Source organism: Streptomyces sp. NPDC007917 (genome assembly GCF_042959105.1).
In the GTDB taxonomy this organism is placed as follows: domain Bacteria; phylum Actinomycetota; class Actinomycetes; order Streptomycetales; family Streptomycetaceae; genus Streptomyces.
Genome location: NZ_JBIBKK010000007.1, coordinates 392,050 through 414,222 on the forward strand (window position 1 = coordinate 392,050; position 22,173 = coordinate 414,222).

At 73.7% G+C, this 22,173-nt stretch carries 19 protein-coding genes; 11 read left to right on the top strand and 8 right to left on the bottom strand.

Annotated elements, in window-relative coordinates; genetic code table 11:
• The first annotated feature begins 64 nt into the window (after positions 1–64).
• Positions 65–541 (top strand): MarR family transcriptional regulator, encoded by a 477-nt coding sequence (locus ACFZDL_RS16845; RefSeq protein ID WP_353593343.1) that lies wholly within the window; start codon positions 65–67, stop codon positions 539–541.
• Between the two features lie 11 nt (positions 542–552).
• Here the strand turns inward: ACFZDL_RS16845 and ACFZDL_RS16850 are convergent, their stop codons facing one another.
• Positions 553–1,905, bottom strand: a complete 1,353-nt coding sequence (locus ACFZDL_RS16850) for a HAMP domain-containing sensor histidine kinase (RefSeq protein ID WP_353593461.1) — start codon at positions 1,903–1,905, stop codon at positions 553–555.
• Between the two features lie 13 nt (positions 1,906–1,918).
• Positions 1,919–2,581, bottom strand: coding sequence for a response regulator transcription factor (locus ACFZDL_RS16855; protein WP_353593342.1), 663 nt, complete (start codon positions 2,579–2,581; stop codon positions 1,919–1,921).
• A 110-nt stretch (positions 2,582–2,691) separates the two neighbouring features.
• Here ACFZDL_RS16855 and ACFZDL_RS16860 point away from each other — a divergent pair, with 110 nt between their 5' ends.
• Both ACFZDL_RS16860 and ACFZDL_RS16865 read left to right on the top strand, forming a co-directional pair.
• Positions 2,692–3,210 (top strand): PepSY domain-containing protein, encoded by a 519-nt coding sequence (locus ACFZDL_RS16860; RefSeq protein ID WP_353593341.1) that lies wholly within the window; start codon positions 2,692–2,694, stop codon positions 3,208–3,210.
• A 47-nt stretch (positions 3,211–3,257) separates the two neighbouring features.
• Entirely contained in the window at positions 3,258–3,914 is a 657-nt protein-coding gene (locus ACFZDL_RS16865; protein WP_353593340.1) for a PhzF family phenazine biosynthesis protein, read from the top strand.
• Positions 3,915–4,144: 230 nt separating this feature from the next.
• On the opposite strand, the gene meaB is transcribed toward ACFZDL_RS16865, so the two are convergent.
• Positions 4,145–5,101 (bottom strand): methylmalonyl Co-A mutase-associated GTPase MeaB, encoded by a 957-nt coding sequence (gene meaB, locus ACFZDL_RS16870; protein WP_353593339.1) that lies wholly within the window; start codon positions 5,099–5,101, stop codon positions 4,145–4,147.
• A gap of 112 nt (positions 5,102–5,213) precedes the next feature.
• Entirely contained in the window at positions 5,214–6,404 is a 1,191-nt protein-coding gene (locus tag ACFZDL_RS16875) for an acetyl-CoA C-acetyltransferase (protein ID WP_353593338.1), read from the bottom strand.
• A gap of 135 nt (positions 6,405–6,539) precedes the next feature.
• Between ACFZDL_RS16875 and mce the strand changes: the two genes are divergently transcribed.
• The 6 genes from mce (at position 6,540) to ACFZDL_RS16905 (ending at position 15,882) form a co-directional block, all read left to right on the top strand.
• Entirely contained in the window at positions 6,540–7,010 is a 471-nt protein-coding gene (mce, locus tag ACFZDL_RS16880) for a methylmalonyl-CoA epimerase (protein WP_353593337.1), read from the top strand.
• 311 nt (positions 7,011–7,321) lie between these two features.
• A complete protein-coding gene (gene scy, locus ACFZDL_RS16885) occupies positions 7,322–11,323 on the top strand; it encodes a polarized growth protein Scy (RefSeq protein ID WP_353593336.1) in 4,002 nt (1,333 codons plus the stop codon).
• 229 nt (positions 11,324–11,552) lie between these two features.
• Positions 11,553–12,491, top strand: a complete 939-nt coding sequence (locus ACFZDL_RS16890; protein ID WP_353593335.1) for a cellulose-binding protein — start codon at positions 11,553–11,555, stop codon at positions 12,489–12,491.
• A gap of 163 nt (positions 12,492–12,654) precedes the next feature.
• A complete protein-coding gene (locus ACFZDL_RS16895) occupies positions 12,655–13,500 on the top strand; it encodes a hypothetical protein (protein WP_353593334.1) in 846 nt (281 codons plus the stop codon).
• Between the two features lie 79 nt (positions 13,501–13,579).
• Positions 13,580–14,836, top strand: a complete 1,257-nt coding sequence (locus ACFZDL_RS16900) for an ATP-binding cassette domain-containing protein (protein WP_353593333.1) — start codon at positions 13,580–13,582, stop codon at positions 14,834–14,836.
• Complete coding sequence (locus ACFZDL_RS16905; RefSeq protein WP_353593332.1) at positions 14,833–15,882, top strand: ABC transporter permease subunit; 1,050 nt, start codon at positions 14,833–14,835, stop codon at positions 15,880–15,882. The genes ACFZDL_RS16900 and ACFZDL_RS16905 overlap by 4 nt, the downstream gene beginning before the upstream one ends.
• 49 nt (positions 15,883–15,931) lie before the next feature.
• On the opposite strand, the gene ACFZDL_RS16910 is transcribed toward ACFZDL_RS16905, so the two are convergent.
• Entirely contained in the window at positions 15,932–16,258 is a 327-nt protein-coding gene (locus ACFZDL_RS16910; protein ID WP_353593331.1) for an ATP/GTP-binding protein, read from the bottom strand.
• Positions 16,259–16,469: 211 nt separating this feature from the next.
• On the opposite strand from ACFZDL_RS16910, the gene ACFZDL_RS16915 reads away from it, so the two are divergent.
• A complete protein-coding gene (locus ACFZDL_RS16915) occupies positions 16,470–17,549 on the top strand; it encodes an LLM class flavin-dependent oxidoreductase (protein WP_353593460.1) in 1,080 nt (359 codons plus the stop codon).
• 71 nt (positions 17,550–17,620) lie between these two features.
• On the opposite strand, the gene ACFZDL_RS16920 is transcribed toward ACFZDL_RS16915, so the two are convergent.
• A complete protein-coding gene (locus tag ACFZDL_RS16920) occupies positions 17,621–18,013 on the bottom strand; it encodes an SCO5389 family protein (RefSeq protein ID WP_353593330.1) in 393 nt (130 codons plus the stop codon).
• Positions 18,014–18,224: 211 nt separating this feature from the next.
• Between ACFZDL_RS16920 and nucS the strand changes: the two genes are divergently transcribed.
• Positions 18,225–18,887, top strand: a complete 663-nt coding sequence (gene nucS / locus ACFZDL_RS16925) for an endonuclease NucS (RefSeq protein WP_353593329.1) — start codon at positions 18,225–18,227, stop codon at positions 18,885–18,887.
• An 83-nt stretch (positions 18,888–18,970) separates the two neighbouring features.
• Here the strand turns inward: nucS and ACFZDL_RS16930 are convergent, their stop codons facing one another.
• Positions 18,971–21,634: an ATP-binding protein gene (locus ACFZDL_RS16930; protein WP_353593328.1), complete on the bottom strand. Its 2,664-nt coding sequence runs from the start codon at positions 21,632–21,634 to the stop codon at positions 18,971–18,973.
• 190 nt (positions 21,635–21,824) lie between these two features.
• On the bottom strand, positions 21,825–22,148 hold the full coding sequence (locus ACFZDL_RS16935; protein ID WP_353593327.1) for an STAS domain-containing protein: 324 nt from the start codon (positions 22,146–22,148) through the stop codon (positions 21,825–21,827).
• Positions 22,149–22,173: the final 25 nt, after the last annotated feature.

The following is a 22,173-nucleotide window of genomic DNA, read 5'->3' on the forward strand; positions in this document are numbered from 1 at the left end:
CCTCGAACAGGTGACCTCATATCCATTGGTTCGAAATTCAACTTCTACCGGTAGAATGCTTCCTATGGAGACCGAGAACGGCACGCGCTGGCTCAGCGACGAGGAACAGCGCGCCTGGCGCATCCACCTGGACGTCAGCAGGCTGCTGACCTATCAACTCGAACGAGACCTCCAGCCGTTCGGCCTGACGATGAACGACTACGAGATCCTGGTCAACCTCTCGGAGTCGGAAGGCCACCGGATGCGCATGAGCGACCTGGCCGCCGCCACCCTGCAGTCCAAGAGCCGCCTCTCCCACCAGATCACCCGGATGGAGAACGCGGGCCTCGTCCGCCGCGAGCACTGCGAGTCCGACCGGCGCGGGCTCTACGCGGTGCTCACCGAAGACGGCTGGGAGACCATGCGCAAGGTCGCGCCGCACCATGTCGAGTCGGTGCGCAAGCACTTCATCGACCTGCTCAGCCCGGAAGCCCTCGACGCCGTCCACGCCTCGCTGGCCCCGATCGCCGAGCATCTGCGGACCCAGCGCGGCCGCGTCTAGACGCGCGAGGCTCACGCGGCGGGATCGCGCGGCAGCCGCACCTCGAACAGCGCACCCCCGCCCGGCGCGGTCCGCACACCCAGCCGTCCGCCGTGCCGCAGCACCACGTCGCGCGCGATGGCGAGGCCGAGCCCGGCCCCGCCGTCGTCGCGGCTGCGCGCGTCGTCGAGCCGTACGAACCGCTCGAAGACGCGCTCCCGCTCCCCCTCGGGCACGCCGCTCCCGTCGTCGGCGACCTCCACGACCCCCCAGCCGCCCTCCTCCCGCACCGTCACCCGCACCTCGTCGCGGGCGTGCCGCTGCGCGTTGTCCAGCAGATTCCCCAGCACCCGCGCCAGCTGCCCGCGCGACCCGGCGACCGCCACCGGCCCCAGCTCACAGCGCACCGCCACCCGGTCCCCCACCCGCTGCGCCAACTCCTCGCGCACCAGCTCCGCGAGGACCACCCGGGCCCCCGAGGGCCGCTCCCCGGCGTCCAGCCGGGCCAGCAGCAGCAGATCGCCCGCCAGCCGCTGCAGCCGCACCACGTCCTCCACGGCGCCGTCCACATCCAGCAGCCCGGGATGCGCCGCGCCCACCTCCAGCTGGGTGCGCAGCGAGGCGATGGGGCTGCGCAGCTCATGCGAGGCGTCGGCGACGAACGCCCGCTGCCGCTCCACCGCCCCCTCCAGCGCCGCGAGCGTCTCGTTCGTCGTCCGCGCCAGCCGGGCCACCTCGTCCCGCGACCGGGGCACCGGCACCCGCCGGGACAGATCCGTACTGGCCGTTATGGCCGCCATCTCCCGCCGGATCGCCTCCACCGGCCGCAGGGCGCGGCGGGTCACCAGCCAGGTCACCACCGCCACCACCGCCGACAGCAGGGGCAGTCCGAGCAGCATGGCGTCCCGTACCGACCCGACGGTTCCGGTGGCGAGCGGGGCGCCCGCGTACACCGTGACGGACTCCTCCGCCGGGGTGATCACCCGCATCGCGGCCCACTGGTACTCCGCCTCCTCCCCGTCCACCCGCGCGGTGCCCTCAGTGAACCGGGGCTTCGCCGCCACGGCCCCGGGGTCGTCCTCGTCCTCCACCTCGACGCTCACCGGCACCACCGAACGGCTCTCCGTGCCCGTCACGGCCTCCAGATCGTCGCTCACCGCCCGCACCCGGCCCTGACCGTCCACGATCTGCACCGGGTCCTCGCCAAGACCGAGCCCGCCGAACTCCACCCCGGCGGCGACCTTCGAGGCCACCGAGCGCGCCCGCACCTCGGACTGCAGCCTGGCCTGCTCCGACAGATTCGTCCGCAGCACCTGAAGCACCGCGAGCCCCGCCGCCACCAGGGCCACGGCCACCACGACCGTCGCCCCCACCGCGGCCCGCATCCGCACCGAGGCCCTACGCACGACCCACCAGCCGATAGCCGGCCCCCCGCACGGTCTCGATGACCCCCGCGCCCAGCTTCCGGCGCAGCGCGCTCACATACACCTCGACGATGTTGGGATCGCCCTCGTACGCGAAGTCCCACACATGCTCGAGGATCTCCGCCTTCGAGACGATCTCCCCCGGCCGCACCACCAGCTGCTCCAGCACGGAGAACTCCTTGGCGGTCAACGGAGCCTCGCTCCCGTCCCGCTCCACCCGCCGGGCCCCCCGGTCCACCACCAGGTCCCCCACCCGCACCACCGGCGAGGCCCCCTGCCCCCGCCGCCGCAGCAGCGCCCGCACCCGCGCCAGCAGCACCACATACGAGAACGGCTTGGTCAGATAGTCGTCGGCGCCCGTGTCCAGCCCCTCGGCCTCGTCGTACTCCCCGTCCTTCGCCGTCAGCATCAGGATCGGCACCTCGCACCCCGCGGCCCGCAGCGCCCCGCACACGCGGTAGCCGTTCATCCCCGGCAGCATGATGTCGAGGACGACCAGGTCGTACGCCCCCTCCTGGGCCCGGTGCAGCCCCTCCCGGCCGTCGTGCACCACATCCACGGCGAAACCCTCCGCCATGAGCCCCTTGGCCAGCGACACCGCGAGCCGCCGCTCGTCCTCCACGATCAGCAAACGCATGGGGAAAGCGTCCCAAAGACAACCTGAAGATCCCTTCAGGCGACTTCAGCCTGGCTTCAGCCGCGCCCGGGCACGGTGGTTCCCGTCAACACACCCGGGGAGGAACCCACATGAAGCGCATCACCGTCATCGCCGCCCTCGCCGCCACGGCCCTGGCCACCGCCTCGGCCCTGACCGCGGCCTCCGCCCTCACCGCCACCCCCTCGGCCCGCGCCGCGGCCCCCTCGGCCCCGAAGTCCGCTTCGCTCGACGAGGCGGCCCAGGCGGCGGTGAAGGCCGTACCGGGCACCGTGACGTCCATCGAGCGCGACGACGAGCGGCCCGGCTGGGAGGTGGACGTCTTCGGCAAGGACAACAAGTGGCACGAGGTCAGGATCGGGACGCACGGCCAGGTGCTGAGCCAGAAGATCGACAAGGACGAGGACGAGACCCTGCCGCGGACCGTCAAGGTCGACGCCGTCGCGGCGGCCCACCGGGCGGCGGGCAAGGGCACGGTGACCTCCGTGGAGCTGGACGACAAGGTCTGGGAGGTCGAATTCGCCGGCAAGGCCCACGACGTGAACGTCGACCCGCAGACGGGGGCGGTCACCCCGGCCCACCACGAGGACGACGACGAGGACGACGACTGACCCTCACCCAGACAGCCCCACCACCGGCACCGTGATGTACTGCACAGGTGACGGAATACGACGTACTCCGCGTCTTCTGCGGGCCTGACGGGCGCCACGGCAACGCGCTCGGCGTGATCCGCCGGGGTTCGGCCGTCCCCGGGACGGCCGAACGCCAGGCCCTCGCGCGGAAGCTGGGCTTCAGCGAGACCGTGTTCGTCGATGACCCCGAGCGCGGGGTCATCGACATCTACACGCCGACGCTGCGGCTGCCGTTCGCCGGCCACCCGTGCGTGGGCACGGCCTGGCTGCTCGACCTGCCCGAACTGGTCACGCCCGCGGGCCTGGTGGGCGCCCGGCTCGAAGGGGAGTTCAACTGGATCGAGGCGCGCCCCGAGTGGGCGCCGCCGCGCACGCTCCACCGCTACACCACAGCCGCCGAGGTGGACGCCCTCCAGGTGCCGCCGCCGGGCGAGTGGATCTACGCCTGGGCGTGGGAGGAAGAGGCGGCCGGCCGGGTCAGGGCCCGCGCCTTCCCCGGGCGCGGAGACGGCATCGACGAGGACGAGGCGACGGGCGCGGCGGCTCTGCTGCTGACGGCCCACCTCGGCCGCGCGCTGAACATCGCGCAGGGCGCCGGTTCACAGATCCTGACGGCGCCACGGCCGGACGGCCTGATCGACGTGGGAGGCCGCGTACGGCTGGAAGCCACGGAGAGGCTGTAGCCGCCGACGAGACGGGAGGGGGCGGGGGTGCAGGGGTGGCGCCCTGGACGCTTACGCATATTTGTGGCGCCAAGTTCCGGCCAGCACCACGCTTCGGGTCACCGGCGCCGTAAATATGCGGTCCAGGGTGACAGCCCCGGAGGCCCCGCCCCCGGCACCACCCACGAACAGCAGGCGCACCACGCACGCACCCGCACCCGAAAACGCACCGACTCACCCCGCCGCGGAGCTCACCCCGAGGTGACCCCCGCCACCAGCTCGTCCGCCGCCGCGTACGGGTCCAGCTCTCCCGCCGCGACCCGCTCGGCCAGCGCCCCCAGCCGCCGGTCGCCGTGCAGGTCGCCGATCCGGGCGCGGAGCGCCGTCACGGCGATGGTCTCGACCTCGCCCGCCGCCCGCCGCAGCCGCCGCTCCGCCAGCACCCCGCGCTCCTCCATCCACGCCCGGTGCTTCTCCAGGGCCTCGACCACCTCGTCGACGCCCTCGCCCCGCGCCGCCACCGTCTTCACGATCGGCGGCCGCCAGTCCCCCGGGGCACGGGCCTCGCCGAGCCCCAGCATGTGCCCCAGCTCGCGGACCGTCGCGTCGGCGCCCTCCCGGTCGGCCTTGTTGACCACGTACACATCGCCGATCTCCAGAATCCCGGCCTTGGCCGCCTGGATACCGTCGCCCATCCCGGGGGCGAGCATCACCACGCTCGTATCGGCCTGCGCGGCGATCTCGACCTCCGACTGTCCGACGCCGACCGTCTCCACCAGCACCACCTCGCACCCGGCGGCGTCGAGCACCCGGATGGCCTGCGGGGCGGCCCAGGCCAGCCCGCCCAGGTGGCCGCGGGTGGCCATGGAGCGGATGTAGACGCCGGGGTCGGACGCGTGCTCCGACATCCGCACCCGGTCCCCGAGGAGCGCCCCGCCCGAGAAGGGCGAGGAGGGGTCCACGGCGAGCACCCCCACCCGCTTCCCGGTCCTGCGGTACGCGGTGACCAGCGCCGAGGTCGACGTCGACTTGCCGACCCCCGGCGACCCGGTCACCCCGACCACACACGCGCCCCCGGCGAGCGGAGCGAGGGCGGCCATGACCTCGCGCAGCTGCGGTGAGTCGCCCTCGATCAGCGAGATCAGCCGGGCCACCGCGCGCGGCCGCCCCTGCCGCGCCTGCTCCACCAGCGTGGGCACATCGGCCATCGCTGCCGCTCCCTTCCGCTCACGAGGACAAGAACCACCGGCCGCACGCCAAACCGCGCAGAACCGAAGCGCGCGGAACCGAAGCGCGCAGAACCAAAACGCGCCGAACCCGCTACGCCCGCGGCACCCGGACGATCAGCGCGTCCCCCTGCCCGCCCCCGCCGCACAGCGCAGCGGCGCCCACGCCGCCGCCCCGCCGCCGCAGCTCCAGGGCCAGGGACAGCACGATGCGCGCGCCCGACATCCCGATCGGATGTCCGAGAGCGATCGCGCCGCCATTCACATTCACCTTTTCGGAGGAAACACCAAGGTCCTTCATTGACTGGACCGCGACCGCCGCGAACGCCTCGTTGATCTCGATCAGATCAAGATCCGCGACCTCGAGCCCTTCCTTCCGCAGCGCGTGCGCGATCGCGTTGGACGGCTGCGACTGGAGGGAGTTGTCGGGTCCCGCCACATTCCCGTGGGCCCCGATCTCCGCGATCCACTCCAGGCCGAGCGCCTCCGCCTTCTCCCTGCTCATCACCACCACCGCGGCCGCCCCGTCCGAGATCTGCGACGACGTCCCGGCCGTGATCGTCCCGTCCTTGGTGAAGGCGGGCCGCAGCTTGGCGAGCGACTCCACGGTGGTCTCCGGGCGGATGCCCTCGTCCTTGTCGAAGATCACCGGCTCGCCCTTGCGCTGCGGGATCTCCACCGGGGTGATCTCGGCGTCGAAGACGCCGTTCTTCTGGGCCGCGGCGGCCCGCTGGTGGGAGAGCGCGGCGATCTCGTCCTGCTCGGGGCGCAGGATGCCCAGCCGGGTGTTGTGCTTCTCGGTGGACTCGCCCATGGCGATGCCCTCGAACGAGTCGGTCAGCCCGTCGTACGCCATCGCGTCGAGCATTTCGACGGCGCCGTACTTGTAGCCCTGACGGGACTTGGGCAGCAGATGGGGGGCGTTGGTCATGGACTCCTGGCCGCCGGCGACCACGATGTCGAACTCACCGGCCCGGATCAGCTGGTCGGCCAGCGCGATGGCGTCGAGCCCGGACAGACAGACCTTGTTGATGGTGAGCGCGGGCACCGCCATGGGGATGCCCGCCTTCACGGCGGCCTGCCGGGCGGGGATCTGCCCGGCGCCCGCCTGGAGCACCTGCCCCATGATCACGTACTCCACCTGGTCGCCGCCGATCCCGGCCCGCTCCAGCGCCCCCTTGATCGCGACCCCGCCGAGGTCCGCCCCGGAGAAGGGTCGCAGGCTGCCCATCAGCCGTCCCATCGGCGTACGCGCGCCCGCCACGATCACAGAAGTCCGAGTCATGGTGCGTCCTCCAGAGGAGAAGGAAGTTAACGAGGGTTATCGTCAATGTACTGACGAGTACCCGCCGGGTCACCGTGCCATCAGTGTGATCGCGCGCACGTTGCGTAACCACCCGTTGAGCGGTGCACTGGGACCATGCTGACCAGAATCGACCACATCGGGATCGCCTGCTTCGACCTCGACAAGACCGTCGAGTTCTACCGTGCCACGTACGGCTTCGAGGTGTTCCACACCGAGACCAACGATGAGCAGGGGGTCCGCGAGGCCATGCTCAAGATCAACGAGACCTCGGACGGCGGGGCCTCGTACCTGCAGCTCCTGGAGCCCACCCGGGAGGACTCGGCCGTCGGGAAGTGGCTGGCCAAGAACGGCGAGGGGGTGCACCACATCGCCTTCGGCACGGCGGATGTGGACACCGACTCCGAGGCCGTCCGCGCCAAGGGCATCCGGGTGCTGTACGAGGAGCCCCGCCGCGGCTCCATGGACTCCCGGATCACCTTTCTGCACCCCAAGGACTGCCACGGGGTGCTCACCGAGCTCGTCACGGCGGCGGCGGACCACCAGGCCCCCGAGGACCGCACCCCCGAGGACCGCACGAACAGCTGATCACGACCGGCTACCCGACCCTCGCGCCCCGCACAAGCGGGACCGGGGAAGTCCACCACTCAAGCGGACCACTGACCTTCCGCTTCCCCGGCCGGTAGAGTGCAACCTCGGCCGGGGTACGGGAACGGGATCAGAAAGGGATCGGGGTCCGGCCCAGGCTTTGCCGATGATCTGACACCATTTCTTCGGAAGGGCTAGCTCCGGTCCGGCCGCCACGGCCGGACGCCAGGTCGGGACCGCGAGGTGCCACGTGGCACCCCCAGGTACGGAGCCGGCCGCCAACGCGACCAGGGGACGGATGGGACCGCGCAGTGCGGGGCTACGACCGCTACGAGCCTGACGACCACCTCTCGAAGTTCGAGGCCGAGATGGAGCGGCTGAAGACCGAGCGGGAGAAGGCCGTCCAGCACGCCGACGACCTCGGCTACCAAGTCGAGGTGCTGCGCGCCAAGCTGCACGAGGCGCGCCGCAATCTCGCGAGCCGCCCTGCCTACGACAGCGCCAACCTCGGCTACCAGGCCGAGCAGTTGCTGCGCAACGCGCAGGTCCAGGCCGAGCAGCTGCGTGCCGACGCCGAGCGCGAGCTGCGCGAGACCCGTGCCCAGACCCAGCGGCTGCTGCAGGAGCAGGCCGAGCGCCAGGCGCGGCTCGAAGCCGAGCTGCACGCCGAGGCGGTGGCGCGCCGTCAGCGGCTCGACCAGGAGCTCGCCGAGCGCCGGGCCACCGTCGAGTCGCACGTCAACGAGAACGTCGCCTGGGCCGAGCAACTGCGCGCCCGTACCGAGGCGCAGGCCCGCCGGCTCCTGGACGAGTCGCGGACCGAGGCCGAGCAGGCCCTGTCCGCGGCCCGCGCCGAGGCCCAGCGGCTGGCCGACCAGACCCGCGACCGGCTCGGCGCGGAGGCGGAGTCGGCCCGCTCGGAAGCCGAAGCGATCCTGCGCCGCGCCCGCGCCGAGGCCGAGCGGCTGGTGAACACGGCCGGCGCCCAGGCGCAGGAGGCCACCCACCACGCGGAGCAGCTGCGCACCTCCACCGCCTCCGAGTCCGACCAGGCGCGCCGGCAGGCCGCCGAGCTGACCCGGGCGGCCGAGCTGCGGATGCAGGAGGCCGAGACGGCGCTGCGCGAGGCGCGTCTCGAGGCCGAGAAGGTGCTCTCGGAGGCCAAGGAGGCGGCGGAGAAACGCCTGTCGGCCGCCGAGACGGACAACGAGCAGCGCGCCCGGACCGCCAAGGCGGAGATCGCCCGGCTGGTCGGCGAGGCCACCAAGGAGGCCGAGGCGCTGCGCGCCGAGGCCGAGCAGGTACGGGACGACGCCCGCGCCGAGGCCGAGCGGCTGATCGCCGAGGCGGAGGAGACCGCGCGCGCCAAGGCCGCCGAGGACTCGGCCGCCCAGCTGGCCAAGGCGGCCCGCAGCGCCGAGGAGGTGCTGACCCGGGCCTCGGAGAACGCGCAGGCCACCACCAAGGCGGCGGCCGACGAGGCGGAGCGGATCCGGGCCAAGGCGGAGGCCGAGGCCGACCGGCTGCGGGCCGAGGCGCATGACACCGCCGAGCAGCTGAAGGGCGCGGCGAAGGACGACACCAAGGAGTACCGCGCCAAGACCGTCGAGCTGCAGGAGGAGGCCCGCCGGCTGCGCGGCGAGGCCGAGCAGCTGCGCGCGGAGGCGGTGGCCGAGGGCGAGCGGATCCGCGCCGAGGCCCGCCGGGAGGCCGTCCAGCAGATCGAGGAGGCGGCCGGTACCGCCGAGGACCTGCTGGCCAAGGCGAAGTCGGGCGCCGAGGAGACCCGCGCGGCCGCCACCGCCGAGAGCGAGCGGGTACGGACCGAGGCCATCGAGCGGGCCGCGTCGCTGCGCCGCCAGGCAGACGAGGCGCTCGAGCGGGCCCGCGGCGAGGCCGAGGAGCTGGTGACCTCGGCCGATGCCCAGGCCGAGCAGCTGAGGACGGAGGCGGCGGAGGCCGCCCGGCGGATCCGTGAGGAGGCCGAGGCGGCCGCCGCCGCCCGCCGCGAGGAGGCCGAGACCGAGCTGACCCGGCTGCACGGGGAGGCCGAGCAGCGGCTCTCCTCGGCCGATCAGGCGCTGCGGGACGCCCGCGAGGAGGCCGAGCGGCTGCGCCGGGAGGCGGCCGAGGACACCGAGCGGCTGCGCGGCGAGACCGCCGAGCGGCTGGCCGCGCTGCGTCAGCAGGCCGAGACGGAGGCGGACCGGCTGCGCGACGAGGCCGTCGCGGACGCGTCGAACATGCGCGCGGAGGGCGAGGCGGTCGCCGTACGGCTGCGCGGCGAGGCCGCCGCGGAGGCCGAGCGGCTGCGCGCCGAGGCGCAGGACACGGCCGACCGGGTGCGCGCGGAGGCGAACACCGCCGCCGAGCGCATCGGCGCGGAGGCCGCCGAGGCGCTGGCGGCCGCTCAGGAGGAGGCGGCCCGCCGCCGCCGCGAGGCCGAGGAGACGCTGAGCGACGCCCGCGAGGAGGCCCAGCGGGAGCGGAGCCTGGCCCACGAGCAGAGCGAGGAGCTGCTGGCCGCCGCCCGCAACCGGGTCACCGAGGCGCAGGCCGAGGCGCAGCGGCTGGTCGAGGAGGCCGAGCGGCACGCGGCGGAGCTGGTGGCCGCGGCGGAGCAGCACGCGCAAGCGGTGCGTGACTCGGTCGCGGGGCTGCACGAGCAGGCCGAGACGGAGATCGCCGGGCTGCGTACGGCCGCCGAGCACGCCGCGGACCGCACCCGCCACGAGGCGCAGGCGGAGGCCGACCGGGTCCGCGCGGACGCGCACGCCGAGCGGGAGCGGGCGGCCGAGGACGCGGCGCGGCTGCGGCGCGAGGCGCACGAGGAGGCGGAGGCCGCCAAGGCGCTCGCGGAGCGCACGGTCGCGGAGGCGATCGCGGAGGCGGACCGGCTCTCGGCCCAGGCCCGCGAGGAGGCCAACCGGCGCCGCTCGGACGCCGCCGAGCAGGCGGACCGGCTGATCACCGAGGCCACGAGCGAGGCCGAGCGGCTGCGCACCGAGGCCCAGGAGGTCCTGGACGACGCGCGCCGCAGCGCCAACAAGACCCGCAACGAGGCGGCCGAGCAGGCCGACACGCTGGTCAGCGGCGCGACCGAGGAGGCCCAGCGGCTGGTCTCGGAGGCGAGTGCCCGGGCGCAGCAGTTGCGTACGGAGGCCTCCGACGCGCGGGCGGCGGCCGAGCAGGACGCGGCGCGCACCCGGGCCCAGGCCCGCGGGGACGCCAACAACATCCGCTCGGAGGCGGCCGGGCAGGCCGACCGGCTGGTCGGCGAGGCGACCAAGGAGGCCGAGCGGCTGCTGGCGGACGCGGGTGCGGAGGCCGAGCGGCTGCGCACCGAGGCGTCGGAGACGGTGGGTGCGGCGCAGCAGCACGCGGCGCGCACCCGCGCGGAGGCGGAGCGGGTGGCCGCCGAGGCCGCCGCGGAGGCGGAGCGGATTCGCTCCAAGGCGCAGGCCGAGGCCGAGCGTACGGTCGACAGCGCGCGCGAGGACGCCAACAAGCGGCGTTCGGAGGCGGCGGTCCAGGTCGACCGGCTGATCACCGAGTCCACGGCGGAGGCCGAGCGGCTGACGAAGGAGGCGCGGGAGGCCGCGCTGCGGACCGCGACCGCCGCCGAGGAGCAGGCCGACACGATGGTCGGCGCGGCCCGCAAGGAGGCGGAGCGGCTCGTCGGCGAGGCGACCGCGCAGGCGAACGCCCTGGTGGAGAAGGCCCGTACGGACTCCGACACGATGCTCGGCGAGGCCCGGGGCGACGCGATCGCGATCCGGGAGCGGGCCGAGGAGCTGCGGGCGCGGGCCGAGGCGGACGTCGAGGAGCTGCACGAGCGGGCCCGCCGGGAGTCGGCGGAGCAGATGAAGTCGACCGGCGAGCGCGTGGACAAGCTGGTCGCGGCCGCGACCGCGCAGCTGCTGAAGGCCGAGGAGAAGGCCAAGACGCTGGTCTCCGACGCCAACAGCGAGGCCAGCCGGGTCCGTATCGCGGCCGTGAAGAAGGCCGAGTCGCTGCTCAAGGAGGCCGAGCAGAAGAAGGCCGACGCCACGCGGGACGCCGAGCGCAGGCGCGCCGAGGCGGAGGCCGAGGCCAAGCGGATCGTCGACGAGGGCAAGCGCGAGCTGGAGCTGCTCAAACGGCGTCAAGAGGACATCAACGCGGAGATCTCCCGTGTCCAGGACGTGCTGGCGGCGTTGGAGTCTTTTGAGGCCCCGGCATCGGGGGGCAGCTCGGGCGGGAAGGAGAACGGCGGGGTCAAGACGGCGGCCGGTGCCGGGACCCGGGCGAGCGGCAAGCGTTCGGACGGCTGAGGGCCCTGGGGGCCGGGTGCAGCTGAGTGAAAGTGGTTCCGTGAGGGGGCGCTAGAGACACAGCCCGTGTCGTGTCCGTATCATCCCGACGAGTGACAAGCCGTCTGGCTGTCTGCCACTCAAAAGGCTGGACATTCTCCAGATCAAACGGACGTTGACTCGATGACACGCCGTTTGGCCCCCTAGGATTCCCTCTATCACCTCACCGGTCTCTTTCGACAGGAACCCCATGAGCGACACTTCCTCCCCCTTCGGCTTCGAGCTCGTGCGGCGTGGATACGACCGCGGTCAGGTGGACGACCGCATTACCAAGCTCGTCGCCGACCGTGACAGTGCACTGGCCCGTATCACCTCTCTGGAAAAGCGCATCGAGGAGCTGCACCTCGAGACGCAGAACGCTCAGGCCCAGATCAACGACGCGGAGCCGTCCTACGCGGGGCTCGGCGCACGCGTCGAGAAGATCCTCCGTCTCGCCGAGGAGGAGGCCAAGGACCTGCGCGAGGAGGCCCGCCGCGCCGCCGAGCAGCACCGGGAGCTCGCCGAGTCGGCGGCCCAGCAGGTGCGCAACGACGCCGAGTCGTTCGCCGCCGACCGCAAGGCCAAGGCGGAGGACGAGGGCGCGCGTATCGTCGAGAAGGCCAAGGGCGACGCGGCGACGCTGCGCCAGGAGGCCCAGAAGGACGCGCAGCAGAAGCGCGAGGAGGCCGACTCCCTCTTCGAGGAGACCCGCGCCAAGGCCGCCCAGGCCGCCGCGGACTTCGAGACGAACCTCGCCAAGCGCCGTGAGCAGTCCGAGCGTGACCTGGCCTCGCGTCAGGCCAAGGCCGAGAAGCGGCTGGCGGAGATCGAGCACCGGGCGGAGCAGCTGCGCCTGGAGGCCGAGAAGCTGCGTACGGACGCCGAGCGCCGCGCCCGCCAGACGGTGGAGACCGCGCAGCGGCAGGCCGAGGACATCGTGGCCGACGCCAACGCCAAGGCCGACCGCATCCGCAGCGAATCCGAGCGCGAGCTGGCGGCGCTCACCAACCGCCGCGACAGCATCAACGCCCAGCTGACCAACGTCCGCGAGATGCTGGCCACGCTGACCGGTGCCGCGGTGGCCGCGGCCGGCTCCCCCACCGAGGACGAGCCGATCTCGCGTGGTGTCCCGGCCCAGCAGAGCCGCTGACGTCCAGAACCGCTGAGGTCCCGATCCGCTGACGCCGGATCATGCGCGCATCCCGTGCCCCGCGCCCGCTTCGTGCGGCGCGGGGCACGCGCATGACGGCGCATCGGGCGCCGCGGGCGCACGCCGTCTTACGGGCGGGCCGCCCGGTGCGTACCCTCCCCCTGTGACCGACCGCAGCCTCGCCGCCCTGGGGTTCGCCGATGTGCCCGCGTTGCGGCCGCTGACCTATCCGGGCCGACCCGTCACCGCGCCCGCGCTCCTCGCGGGGTCCGAGCTGTGGGAGTTGACGCCCTCGCCGGGCTCGCCGGGCGGCTGGCAGGTGCTCGGGGCGCCCCTCGGCCCGCCGCGCGAGCCGCTCGACGCCGTGCTGGCCCGGCTCGGACAGGCGCCCTTGGAGCAGCGCCATCCGGTCATCGCGGTCGGCTCCAACGCCTCCCCGGCGCAGCTGCACCACAAGCTGACCGCGCTCGGACACCCGGCCGCCGTGCCGATGGTGCCGGTGCGGGTGCGCGGCATAGGTGTCGGCTGCTCGGCGCACATCGGGCGGTACGGGTACGTCGCCACCGCGCCGTACGCGGACCCGGCGGCCGAGACCCCGCTGGTGGTCAGCTGGCTCGACGACGGCCAGCTGGCGTCGGTGGACGCCACCGAGTTCCCCAACTACCGGCGGATTCTGCTGCCGGGTGCGAGCGTCCCGATGGTGCTGCCGTCCGGGGAGCGGCTGGGCGGCGCGTATCTCTACGTCAGCGCGCGGGGGGTGCTCGCGGGCGCCGACGGCGCCCCGGACCGTCCCTCCGGCAGGCCCCGGCCGGGCGGCGGCGACCAGAGCGCCCTGCTGGCCGGGCTGCTGGCGTCCTCGGCGCGGCTGCGGGGCCTGTTGGGGCCCGATCCGCGGGCCTGGATCCGGCGCGCGGCGGCCGACCTCGCGCTGCGGGAGACGGCGGCCTCGGTCTTCGCCGAGGAGGGCTGGGTGCTGCGCGGTTACGATCCGCTCTCGACTCTCGCTTAACGGGAACCACCCTGGCGCGGTTATCCTCCTTACCCGCACGGGGGCAAGCGCCCCGGACGCATCGCACGAGGGGCGGAGCATGATCGAGGCAGTCGGCCTGACGAAGCGCTACGGCGCCAAGACAGCCGTGTACAACCTTTCGTTCCAGGTGCGGCCTGGCACTGTCACCGGCTTCCTGGGGCCCAACGGTTCCGGCAAGTCGACGACGATGCGCATGATCCTGGGGCTCGACGAGCCCACCTCGGGCCATGTCACGGTCGGCGGCTACCCCTTCCGCAAGCTGCCCAACGCCCCGCGTCAGGTGGGCGCCCTCCTCGACGCGAAGGCCGTGCACGGCGGCCGCAGCGCCCGCCAGCACCTGCTGTGCCTGGCCCAGCTGTCCGGCATCCCCGCCCGCCGGGTCGACGAGGTGCTGGGCGTGGTCGGGCTGCAGAGCGTCGCCAGGAAGCGCTCCAAGGGGTTCTCGCTGGGCATGGGGCAGCGCCTGGGCATCGCGGCCGCGCTGCTGGGCGACCCGCAGGTGCTGCTCTTCGACGAGCCGGTCAACGGCCTGGACCCCGAGGGCATCCTGTGGGTCCGCAACCTCATGAAGCAGCTGGCGTCCGAGGGCCGTACGGTCTTCGTCTCCAGCCACCTGATGAGCGAGATGGCGCTGACCGCCGACCGCCTGATCGTGATCGGGCGCGGGCAGCTGCTCGCCGATATGAGCGTCAAGGACTTCATCTCCTACAACTCCGCGGACTTCGCGCGGGTGCGCACGCCCGACGGGGAGACGGAGCAGCGCGAGAAGCTGACCGCCGCGCTGAGCGAGGCGGGCGGCCAGGTGCTGCCGGAGCAGGACGGCGCGCTGCGGGTGACCGGGCTGCCGCTGCCGCGGATCAGCGATCTGGCGCATGACGCGGACGTCCGCCTGTGGGAACTCTCCCCGCACCAGGCGTCGCTGGAGGAGGCGTACATGCGGATGACGCAGGGCGCCGTGGACTACCGCTCGACCGCCGACCAGCGGGCGGGGCTGCAGGAGGCCGTGCCGGGCATGGCCCCGCAGGGCGGGCCGTACGGCTACGCCCCGCCGACCGCGGGCGGCGCGCCCGGCGGCTATCCGCCCATGGGCGCCATGCCGGGCTACAACCCGCCGCCCGCGCCCGGTCAGGCGGCCCCGGGCCAGTCCGCTGGGGGCCAGGCCCCCTGGCAGCCGCAGCAGCCCCTCGTCGGACAGGGCGCGCCGCAGCAGCCCGCCGCCCCGGCGCAGCCGCCGGCCGCTCCCCCGACTCCGGCCGCTCCCCCCGCTCCGGCCCCCGCCGACCTGAACAAGCGCGACAGCGAGGACGCCCGATGACGACCCCTTACCAGCAGCAGGCCCAGGCCGGCCAGCCGTCCGCCCCGCCGCAGCCGCCGCAGCAGGCACCCCAGCAGGCACACCAGCAGCAGGGCGTGCCGGGCGCTCCGGGCATGCCGGCCGCGCCGCCGCAGGCACCCCACCAGCCGGGCATGCAGCCCCACCAGCCGGTCCAGCAGCCCCAGCAACCGGGCATGCAGCCCCAGCAGCCGGGCATGCAGGGCGCACCGCAGCAGTCCTACGCGGCCGCCCCCGCCGGGTACACCTCGCCGATCCCGATCCGGCGCACGCACCTGGGGCATGCGATCGCCTCCGAGTGGACCAAGATCAAGTCGGTGCGCTCGACGATCTGGACGCTGAGCGTCATGGGCGCGCTGGTCGTCGGCATCGGGCTGCTCGTGGCCTCGGGCACCAACGACAGCGACTACTCCAACACCCCCACCACCATCCCCGGTCTGTTCGGCACGCTCCTCGGCCAGCTGTGCATCGTCACGCTCGGTGTGCTCGTCGTCTCCTCCGAGTACGGCACCGGGATGATCCGCACGACCTTCACCGCCTCGCCGCAGCGCTCGCGCGTGCTGACCGCGAAGGCCATCGTCTTCTTCCTGCTCTCCTTCGTGACCACGACCGCCGCGCTCGCGCTCGTGGCCTTCGCGAGCTCGGGGATGCACAGCGGGGCGGAGGTCCTGGAGCCGACCGGCAAGCAGCTGCTCGGGGCGACCGTGGGGGCCGGGCTGTATGTCTCGCTGCTCGGGCTTCTCTCGCTCGCGGTCGGCAGCATGCTGCGCCACTCCGCCGGCGCGATCACCGCGATGCTCGGTGTGGTGCTGCTGCCCGCGATCCTCCCCGCCTTCCTGATGATGTCGAGCAGCCTGCAGACCCTGGGCGAGAAGATGCAGAAGTACTCCTCCCCCAACTCGCTGGCCGCGCTCTTCCAGATCGACGACGAACTCGGCACCGGCTGGTCGCAGCTGGGGCTGCTGGCCGGGGTCACGGCCGCGGCGCTCATCGCGGCGTTCGCGCTGCTGGAGAAGCGCGACGTGTGACAGCAGGGGGTGACCGGCCGACGCCCTCCGGGATCCGCCGATACCCCGGCTAGTACTTCGGTGCGTTACGAGACCGCTGGAGCTTCGCGCTCCGGCGGTCTCTCGCGTTCCAGCAGGACTTGTGCCAGTGGCGGCGGTCGTCCACGCCGCTGTGCTGCTGCCAGGCCACGACATGGGGCACACCGGGCGGGATCTCCTGGTCGCAGCCGGGGCAGCGGTAGTGCTTGGTGGCGGCGCCACCGCCGATCTGGCGCACCACCCACTCCTCGCCCCGCCAGCTCTGCGTCGACTCCAGCCCATAGCGGTCCGCGCGGTCTTCGTCTTGGCGGCCGACTGGCTTGTCGCCGCCTCGCGGGCGGTTTCGGCGTGGAGACACGGGGCACCTCGAAGGACGCTGGGAGAGCTACTGACTGTGACCAGCGTACGCGTTACCGTCACGGTCCCGGAAAGCCGCGTCCACAACCATCCTCCGATCATCATGAAAACTTCTTGCCAGGCCGTGCCCTTGGCACGTGTCAGGCGTTAATGCCTACGCGAGGGAGGGTGCCCGTGGCTGCGGCGATGGCCGCAAGAGGAGGCAGATGGCAATGCGTGTGGGGGCTTTCATCCTCGCCGCTCAATTTCCGGGTCAGGGCCAGGGGGAGGCGCTGCACCGGGCGGTACGGTCCGCACAACTCTCCGAAGAGGCGGGGCTGGACGCGGTGTGGCTCGCCGAGCACCACTTCGTTCCGTACGGCGTCTGTCCGTCCGCCGTCACCCTCGCCGCGCTGCTGCTCGGCCGTACGCGCACGATAGGCGTCGGCACGGCGGTGAGCGTGCTGCCGACCGCGCACCCCGTCGCGCTGGGCGAGCAGGCCGCGCTGCTGCACCTCGTCTCCGGGGGCCGCTTCACGCTGGGTGTCGGCCGGGGCGGGCCCTGGGTGGACCTGGAGGTGTTCGGCACCGGCCTGCGGGCGTACGAGCGGGACTTCCCCGAGTCGCTCGACCTGCTGCTGCGCTGGCTGCGCGAGCCACGGGTCGGCGCGGCCGGGGACCGGTTCGCCTTCCGTGAGGTGCCGGTCGTACCACGCCCCGACGAGGCGCTGACGGATGCGGCGCACGGGGCGCTGGGCGGCGGGGCGGCGGACGGGCGGGCGGCGTCCGGTCCTCCGGTGATCGTGGCCTGTACGTCACCGGGCACCGTGCGGCTGGCCGCCGAGCGCGGGTTGCCCATGATGCTGGGGATGCACTGCGGGGACGAGGAGAAAGCCGAGGCGGTCGGGCTGTGGCGAGAATCCGCGCTGGCCGCCGGCCGCTCCCCGGAGGAGGTCGCGGCGGTGGCCGACGAGCATGTCTCGGCCGGAGTGGTGCAGATCGCGGACGCGCGCCCCGTGGCGGCGGAAACCCTGGTCAAGTCCATGCCCGGCTGGCTGCGCCAGGGGCTCGACGCGCATGTGACGGTGGACGGACGACCGCGCCGGATGCGCGATCCGCTCGCCTATGCCGAGCTGCTGTGCGAGCTGCACCCGGTCGGGCCGCCGCGGCTGTGCGCGGACCGGCTGGCGGCGACGGCGGAGCGCACCGGTATCCGCCGCTTCGCGCTGCTGGTCGAGGGCTCGGGAGATCTGGCGGCCACGGAGGAGAACGTGCGCCGGCTGGGCGCCGAGGTGCTGCCGCTCCTGCGCTGAAGACCTCCTGTGCCGAAGTCCTGCGCGCTCAAGACACCTCCCCCTCGTGGAGCGGCAGCCGGACAGTCGGGTCAGCAGTCGCGCAGCTCGGGTGACTGGTTCAGCAGCTGCCCGCGTGGCGAGGTGAAGCGGCTGAGTCTCTCGTCGGACGACGCGTCCAGCGGGAACACCGCCACCCGGTGGCAGTTCTGGAAGGCCAACCGCACCCCGAAGTGGCGCTGCAGCGCGCCTCGTATCGCGTCGCTCGCGAGTGCCCGCAGCAGCTGACCGCGGGCCTGCTCGTCCGGCGGCGGTGTCTGATTGTCGGCGAATTCCCCGCCGTCGACCTTCAACTGGGCCACCAGGGAGCTGATCATCTCCCATGCGTAAGGTAGGGAGTTCCGGACGCAGTCGACGAAGTCGGCTTCGTCGACCTCGCCTCGCTCGGCCTGTGCAAGGAGGGCCGGTGAGACGTCGAGCGACATGGATTCTCCTCTCGCGACCCCCGTGACGGGGGTCTCAGGGACGGATGAGCGGACGGCGGCGGAGCGTACCCGCATGACGACCGCCCGATTCAACGGTAATTCGGCCACTGTGGCCGCACCAGGAGAATGAGTGCACAACCAGCCACCCCCGCAGGGGCCCGCCGTCGGGCGAATCGCGTAGGCCACCCGCCGTCGAGTAGCGTTGCCGACCATGCGTCTCGTCATCGCCCGTTGCTCCGTGGACTACGCCGGCCGGCTCACGGCCCACCTTCCCTCGGCGCCCCGTCTGATCCTCATCAAGGCCGACGGCAGCGTCTCCATCCACGCGGACGACAGGGCCTACAAACCCCTCAACTGGATGTCTCCGCCGTGCACGCTCAAGGAGGGCGACGGCGACGTGTGGACGGTGGTGAACAAAGCAGGCGAGAAGCTCATCATCACCATGGAGGAAGTGCTGCACGACTCCTCGCATGAACTCGGGGTGGACCCCGGTCTGATCAAGGACGGCGTGGAAGCCCATCTGCAGGAGTTGCTGGCCGATCGTATCGAGACACTTGGCGATGGCTGGACGCTTATTCGGCGTGAATACCCCACTGCCATTGGCCCCGTGGACATTCTCTGCCGGGACTCCGACGGCGGCACGGTGGCCGTGGAGATCAAGCGGCGCGGGGAGATCGACGGTGTGGAGCAGCTCACCCGCTATCTCGAACTGCTCAACCGCGATCCGCATCTGGCCCCGGTGAAGGGGATCTTCGCGGCGCAGGAGATCAAGCCCCAGGCGCGGGTGCTCGCCACGGACCGCGGCATCGGCTGTGTCGTCCTGGACTACGACGCGCTGCGCGGCATCGAGGACGACAAGCTGCGGCTGTTCTGAGGCCGCGGCTGGTCCGGGGTCCGACACGGCGCGCGGCGCGGTCCGGTATCGCCGGGCCGCGCCGCGCGCCGTGTCATGTGTTCCTACATCGACGACGCCGACGAAGCCGGCGAGGCCGATGAGGTCGGTCCGGTGGACGCGGAGCTGCTCGCCGTGGTCGCCGGGCCGCTGGCCGTGGTCGTGGTGCCGCCTCCGGGGTCCGTGGTGGAGCTGGTGGGCGGGGTCGTGGTGGGCGGCTTGGTGGTGGGCGGCTTGGTCGTGGGGCTGCTCGGCGGGGTGGTCGGCGTCGTCGGGCGGTGGGTCGGGGTGTGCGGGGTGGACCCGGACGAGGGCGGGGCCGTCGTCGGCTCACCCGTCGGGGACGCCCCGCCGCTGGACGACGGGGCGGTCGGGCTTCCGGAGCCGGTGGGCGAGCCGCTGACGAGCGTGGACGGGGACGTGGGCGCCCCGGAGACGCCGCTGGGGCCCGGCTGCGGGCTCTCGCCCGTGCCGGTCGTGGGCTCCTCGGCGGTCACCCCCTTGTCGTCGTCCTCGCGGGAGGACGACCCGCTCGGCTTGACGGTGTCGGCCGAGCCCTTGTCCCCGTCGCCCGAGGTGACGCCGAGCGTCACGACCGTGCCGAGGACGGCCACGAGCAGGGCGCCCGCGCCCGCCGCGACCAGGTTGCGCCGGGCGCCGGTGAGCGCCGCGAAGCGGCGGCCGAGCGGGGCCCTGCCGCCGCCGGGAGAACCGGCACCGCCCGCACTCCCCGGGCCGTCCCCCGCCGTGCCGCCGCCGGTGCCGACCGCGGCGAGCACGTCGGTGCGGCTCAGGCGCTCGGTCGTCTCGACCCGCGGCGTGACGACCGTGATCTCGGTGTCGGCCGGGTCCCGCCGCCCCGCGGGCACCCCGCCGGGCGGGGAGGCCGACTCGTCGTGGCGCGCTTCCGGGACCTCCTCGCCCGCCGCCGTACGGCCGCCGGGCGCGGCGAAGGCGCCGGCGGCCGCCGGGCCGCCGGAGCGGTCGGTGACCAGGGCCAGGGCGCGCCGGCCCGCGACCGTGCCGCGCTTGTCGGCCAGCACACCGCGCAGCCCGATCGACGCCTCCAGCTCGGCCCGCGCCCGGTCCAGATTGCCCGTGCACAGCGCGAGGACGCCCAGCTCGTGGTGGAAGTACGCCTCCTCCGCGACCTGTCCGGCCAGTCGGGCGGCCTCCTGGCCGTGGCGCAGGGCGCGCTCCCAGGCGCCCCAGCGGAGCGCGGCGGCGAAGGCGGGGGTGGCGCTGCGGGCCAGCAGTACGGCGGTCTCGGCGCGGCCCGCCTCGCGGGCGGCGACCAGGGCCGCCATGGCGGTGAGGATCGCGTCGGCCTCGACGGCGACCCGTTCGGGGGCGACCGAGGGGTGGCCGGCCCACCAGGCGTAGTGCCGGGCGACGGCGCCCGCCCGCTCGGCCGTCCCGTCCGCGTAGCCGACGGCGGAGAGTTGCTCGGCCACGCCGACCGCCAGCCGGTAGTGCTGTCCCGCGGGGGTGACCAGTCCGCCGGCGATCAGCTCGCCGAGGGCCGAGTCGGCGTGGGTGTCCCCGGCCAGTGCGGGCAGATGCGTCTGGTGCGGGCACTCGCCGCCGAGCGCGACCGCGAACCGCAGGGTGTCCCGGGCCGCCTCGCTCAGCCGGGAGGCGATCAGCGCGACCGGGGCCGCGCCCTCGGCGAGCGTCGGCAGCGGGCTGCCGCCCCGTACGCCGGTCTCGGTGGAGGGGTCGGCGGAGGCGTCCGCGCCCGGGTCCCCGGCCGTGCCCGAGGCCTCGGCGGAACCGGAAGCCTCGGCGGAGCCCGGGACCCCCGCGGCACCGGAGGCCTCAGCCGGGCCCGGCGCCTCGGCGGGCCGGCCCTCGCCCCGCAGCGCGTCGCGCTGCCGCAGCAGCGCTCCGGCCTGGATGAACCGCAGCGGCAGCCCCTCGGACTCGAACCACAGGTCCGCGGCCCAGCTCCGCTCGTCCTCCGCCAAGGGGCGCCGTACGGCCCGCTCGAGCAGTTCCAGGGAGCCGGTGCGGCTCAGCCCGGAGAGGAAGACCTCTTCGAGGTGCGATTCAGTGGAAGGGGCCGCGACGGACGGGGTGGCCGAGATCAGGAAGGCGCACTCGGGCGTCGCGTCCAGGAACTCGTCCAGCGCGGCGCCGCCGAACTCGATGTCGTCCAGCACGACGATCGCGCCGATCTCCGCGACCGCCGCCAGCAGCTCGGCGCGGCCGGGGCGGTACAGGGGGGCGCGGTAGACGGCGGCGTAGAGCTCGTACAGCAGGTCGGTGGCGGTGCGGCGGTAGCCGGAGAGGCGTACGACCCCGTCGGGCGCCAGGTCGTCGCAGTCCGCGGCGACGGCGTCGAGCAGCGTGCTGCGGCCCGCGCCGGAGGGCCCGGTGACCCGCACCGACCGGCCGCGGGCGAGCAGCCGCGCCAGGCGCTCGCGCTCCTCCTCGCGCTCCAGCATCGGCACCTCGAAGGCCACCGCCCCCGCGGGCAGCGGCGGGGCGGCGGCCCGGCGCAGCTCGGCGCGGTCGTCGGGGCCGCGGCGCTCGGGGCGGGCGGGCCGCTCGCCGGGCGGGCAGGGCTCTATCTCGCTGCCGTCGACCGGATTGATCGTCAGCAGGTGGTCGCCGGAGACCAGCTGGACCGTGCGCACGGGTGCGGGTGCGGGGCTTCCGCTCTCCGCCGGGTGCGGGGTCGGGGTGTCGCGGCCGTGCTCTTCGGGTCCGCGGTTCGTCGGATCCATGGTGAAAGCCCCCCAGGTGCGTGGCGTTGTCCCAAGCTTCCGGCCCGTCCGCACGCTCGCCTTGCCGTCGCTCCGGTGCGGTGCCCGCCGAAGGGAATGGTGTCCGGCGGAGTTACCGAACCCTAGATCTCCACACAGTATCCACCGATGTGGAGCGCGCTCGCGCCGCCCCGCGGGCGCCGCTCCGCGCTCACACCCGCGGCAGCGACTCCACTTCGAGCCCGCCCTCGATGGCCAGGATCCGGTGCAGCCGGGTGGCCACCAGCAGCCGCTGCATCTGGGGCGGCACCCCGCGCAGCACCAGCCGCCGGCCCGCCCGGCCGGCCTTCCGGTGCGCCCCCATGATGACGCCGAGCCCGGTGGCGTCCCAGGAGTCGAGCTCGGTCAGGTCGAGTACGAGGTCCCCACCGCCGGATTCCAGGGCGGTGTGCAAGGCCGTACGGGCGTCCGCCGCGCTCCGGACGTCGAGTCGGCCCCCGACGGCGAGCTCGGCGTGGTCGCCCCTGATGTGCATATGCGCTCCCCTATGTGGTGCTCCC